At 73.1% G+C, this 3,571-nt stretch carries 4 protein-coding genes; 1 reads left to right on the forward strand and 3 read right to left on the reverse strand.

Going from position 1 to position 3,571, the window contains the following annotated elements:
- Positions 1-147: 147 nt before the first annotated feature.
- The gene (locus GWI24_RS42010) at positions 148-1,002 is read right to left on the reverse strand and encodes an alpha/beta fold hydrolase (RefSeq protein WP_210951278.1); all 855 of its coding nucleotides are present in this window, start codon (positions 1,000-1,002) and stop codon (positions 148-150) included.
- Positions 1,003-1,025: 23 nt separating this feature from the next.
- The gene (locus tag GWI24_RS42015) at positions 1,026-1,874 is read right to left on the reverse strand and encodes a 4'-phosphopantetheinyl transferase superfamily protein (protein ID WP_210951279.1); all 849 of its coding nucleotides are present in this window, start codon (positions 1,872-1,874) and stop codon (positions 1,026-1,028) included.
- A 278-nt stretch (positions 1,875-2,152) separates the two neighbouring features.
- Between GWI24_RS42015 and GWI24_RS42020 the strand changes: the two genes are divergently transcribed.
- On the forward strand, positions 2,153-3,064 hold the full coding sequence (locus GWI24_RS42020) for an alpha/beta hydrolase (RefSeq protein ID WP_210951281.1): 912 nt from the start codon (positions 2,153-2,155) through the stop codon (positions 3,062-3,064).
- Between the two features lie 95 nt (positions 3,065-3,159).
- Here GWI24_RS42020 and GWI24_RS42025 read toward each other — a convergent pair.
- A partial coding sequence (locus GWI24_RS42025; protein ID WP_210951280.1) for a biotin/lipoyl-containing protein occupies positions 3,160-3,571 on the reverse strand: 412 nt, incomplete at its 5' end.

Consider the following 3,571-nt stretch of genomic DNA (forward strand, 5'->3'; position numbering starts at 1 on the left):
CGCGTATCGGTGCGGCGGGAAGGGGCGGGGGAGCAACCCGCCGCAGGCGTCACGATCCGCCGGACACCTCCTGGGCCGCAACAGGGCCCGTCTCCGGGCCGAGGCGGGGCCAGACGGGGCCGTCCCCAGACCCGGGCGGGGCCGTCCCTAGGGCGTCTCGGGCTCGCCCAGGACGAAGGCGCGGATCAGGTCGGCCAGTGGGCCCGGCTGGTCCTGGGGGATCAGGGTGTAGCTGTCGGGGATCTCCACCAGGCTGCCGCGGGGCAGCAGACCGGCCAGGCGGAGGCCGTGCTCGGGCGGCATGACGCGGTCCTCGGACGCCCAGGCCACCAGGGCGGGGCGGTCGAAGGTGCGCAGGGCGTCGGCCCAGTGGAGCAGCTCGTCCACCGGTGGCACGCCGAGGGCGTACTTCCGCAGGTCGCGACGGACCTCCGGGGAGGTCCACAGCGGCTGGAACCAGGCGTCCATCGCCTCGCGGTCCACCGGGCGCTTGGTCATCCAGCCCCAGGTCATCGGCAGCCGGCGCAGGGGCGCGAGCTTCAGCAGCTTGAAGGCGGCGTTGAGTCCGCCCGGCAGCTTCGCGGCCAGCCGCAGGTTCTTGCCGGGCAGCCCGGGCGGGTAGTTCTCGAACGCCTCGCAGGAGGTGATCACCAGCCGGCCGATCCGCTGATCGCGGCCGTCGGCGATCAGCGCCTGCGCGCCGCCCCAGTCGTTCATGGCCAGCGTGACATCCGTAAGGTCGAGCCGGTCCAGGAACTCGGCGACCAGCCGGGCCACCCCGAGCACCGACAGATCCGCGTCGGGCCGCATCGGGCGGCGGTGCCCGCCCAGGGGGAGGGTGGGGACGACACAGCGGATGTCGGGGGCCAGCGCGGCGACCACCTGGCGCCACAGGGAGCCGTCCATGGCGACTCCGTGCAGCAGGACCGCGACGGGGCCCTCGCCTTCCGTGTCCTCGTACTCGATGGTGCCTGCCGAGAGTTCCACCTCGAGATGCGGCATGGCGCCGACTGTACCCGGGGCGATCACCCCAGGGGCAGACCGGCCAGCGTCACCACCGGACGCGCCGCGCCGCCGGACGTGGCCTCTTCCCTTACGGCGCCGTCCCGGACGGCCTCGTCCCTTACGGCGACCGCCGCGTGATAACCGGGCGGGGCGTCGAGGTCGACGAAGGCCCAGCCGCGCGGGCCGGGCGGGGCGCCGGCCGGGGCCAGGCCCTCGGCGAGCCCGACGTGGTGGGCGCCGATCCCGCCCGGCAGCCCGGTGCCGATGCCCTTGAGATACGCCTCCTTACGGACCCAGCAGCCCAGGAACGCCTCCTCCCGCAGCTCCTCCGGAAGCGCGTCGATCGCCGCCCGCTCCTCGGGGTGCAACTGCCCGACCAGCCCCGTCAGCCGGGCCCCGGCGCGCCCTGGGTCCCGCTCCTCGACATCGGCGCCTACGGGTACTCCGGCGACGGCACACAGGGCCGCGTCCCCGGAGTGGGAGAGGGAGAAGTGCAGCGCGTTCTCGCCCGCCAAGGCAGGGCGGCCGTGCGGCTTCTCGCAGTCCGGCATGCCGCAGGTCTCCCGGGTGAACGCGACCTCGGCCGGGTCGATGCCGAGATAGCCGCCGAGCAGCGCCCGCAGCCCCACATGGGAGGTCACATAGCGCTCGCGCGCCACATCCGACCGCAGCCGCGCCGCGCGCTCGCGCTCCCGCTCGTCCAGCATGCCCTCCGCGACAGCGGCGGCAGCGGCGGCGTACGGCGGGATCCGCAGCAGCCATACGGCCACCTCACCGGGGCCGGGGCGGTCCCCGGGGCCGGGCAGGGCGCGGACCGGGGCCCATCGCCGGGGCTCGTGTGCGGGCTGAACCGGGCTGGTGAAGGACACTGTTCGGCTTCCCCCCGTGCTATCGGCCGATGATGCGCTCGCTGTGGACGTACTGACGGTACAGCGGCGCGCGCGGCGCGCCGTGGGTGCCCCGCCGTCGGAACGCGCCACCACGACCGCTTCACACGCCCCCAACGCCCGTGCCAAAAGGCTGGGTTGCCGATCGCGGGCACTCGGTGACTTAGGCCACGTTCGCCTTCCGGCCGACGCGGTCACCTGTCCGTCCGCACTACGATCGCGCACGTCCGGGCACGATCGGTGATGGGGGTTTGACGACCATGGCGACGGGATTCCTGGCCAAGGCGGCCTCAGCGGTGACCCTCCCGGTGGCACCGCTGTACGGCGCCTTCCTCTCGTACATGATCTTCCACCCGCCCCGCAGACCGCATCACAAGACCCCCGCCGACTTGGGGCTGACCAGCACCGACGTCAACGTTCCGCTGAACGGGCAGCAGGGTCGCGGGCTGCATGTCTGGCTCATCCCCGGCGACGCCGAGCGGGTCGTGGTGCTCGGACACGGCCTGGGGCTCAGCAAGTCCGCGAGCCTGGCGCACGCGCGGCTGCTCAGCGAGGCGGGCTACACGGTCGCCCTGTTCGACCACCGCAACCACGGTAAGAGCGTCGCGGACCGGGCGGGCTGGGGCATGAGCGACCGTCACACCGACGATGTGGTCGCCGTGGTGCGGCACATGCGGTCGATGGACGAGTACGCCGCGGCGCGCATCGCGATCTACGGCTTCTCGATCTCGACCTTCCCCTCCTTCTACATGCTCAAGAGGGAGGACTGCCCGGTCGACGCGGTGGTCTTCGACAGCGGCCCGGCGCTGGAGCTGGCCCCGCTGTTCCGGAACTTCGTCGCGGCCGGCGGGGTGCCCATCCCCGGCCCGCTCGGCGCCGGCCCCTCCCGCCCGGTCGTGGAGTCGGTCGCCTCGTCGGCGGCCGTGGCGATGCTGCGGGTGCAGTGGCCGCCGCCGCTCGGGGGCGCGTACGAGCGCACCCCGATGCTCTTCCTGGCCGGTGAGCGCGACACCATGATCCCCGCCTCGGGGGTACGGGCGCTGGCCGAGCGCTATCCGCTGGCCGAGGTGCACACCCTGCCCGACACAGAGCATCTGCAGGGCATCAAGACCCAGCCGGAGACGTACGCGGAGACCGTCCTGGGCTTCCTGGAGCGGACGCTCAAGGACTGATCCTTACGGTGGGCCCAGCCACTGATCCTTACGGTGGGCCAGCCAGGCCCGGCCAGGCCCGGCCAGGCCCACCGTAAGGACGCCATGGCGGCGGGTCAGTCCTTCAGTTCGCAGATCACCGCGCCCGCGCTGACCGAGGCGCCGACGTTCGCGTTCAGGTTCTTGACGATGCCACCGCGGTGGGCGTTGAGGGGCTGCTCCATCTTCATGGCCTCCAGGACCACGATGAGGTCGCCCTCGGCCACGGTGTCGCCCTCGTTGACGGCGACCTTGACGATGGTGCCCTGCATGGGCGAGGCCAGGGCGTCGCCGGAAGCGGCCGAGCCGGACTTCTTGACGGCCTTGCGCTTCGGCTTCTTCGAGCCGCCCGTGGCGCCCGCGGCCTCCCCGGGCGACACCGCCAGACCGAGGACCGCCGGGAGGGAGATCTCAAGACGCTTGCCGCCGACCTCGACCACGACGGTCTCGCGGGCGGTCGGCTCCTCGGCCTCGTCCACCCCGGTCGGC

Source organism: Streptomyces sp. MK37H (assembly GCF_018035285.1).
Lineage (GTDB): Bacteria > Actinomycetota > Actinomycetes > Streptomycetales > Streptomycetaceae > Streptomyces > Streptomyces endocoffeicus.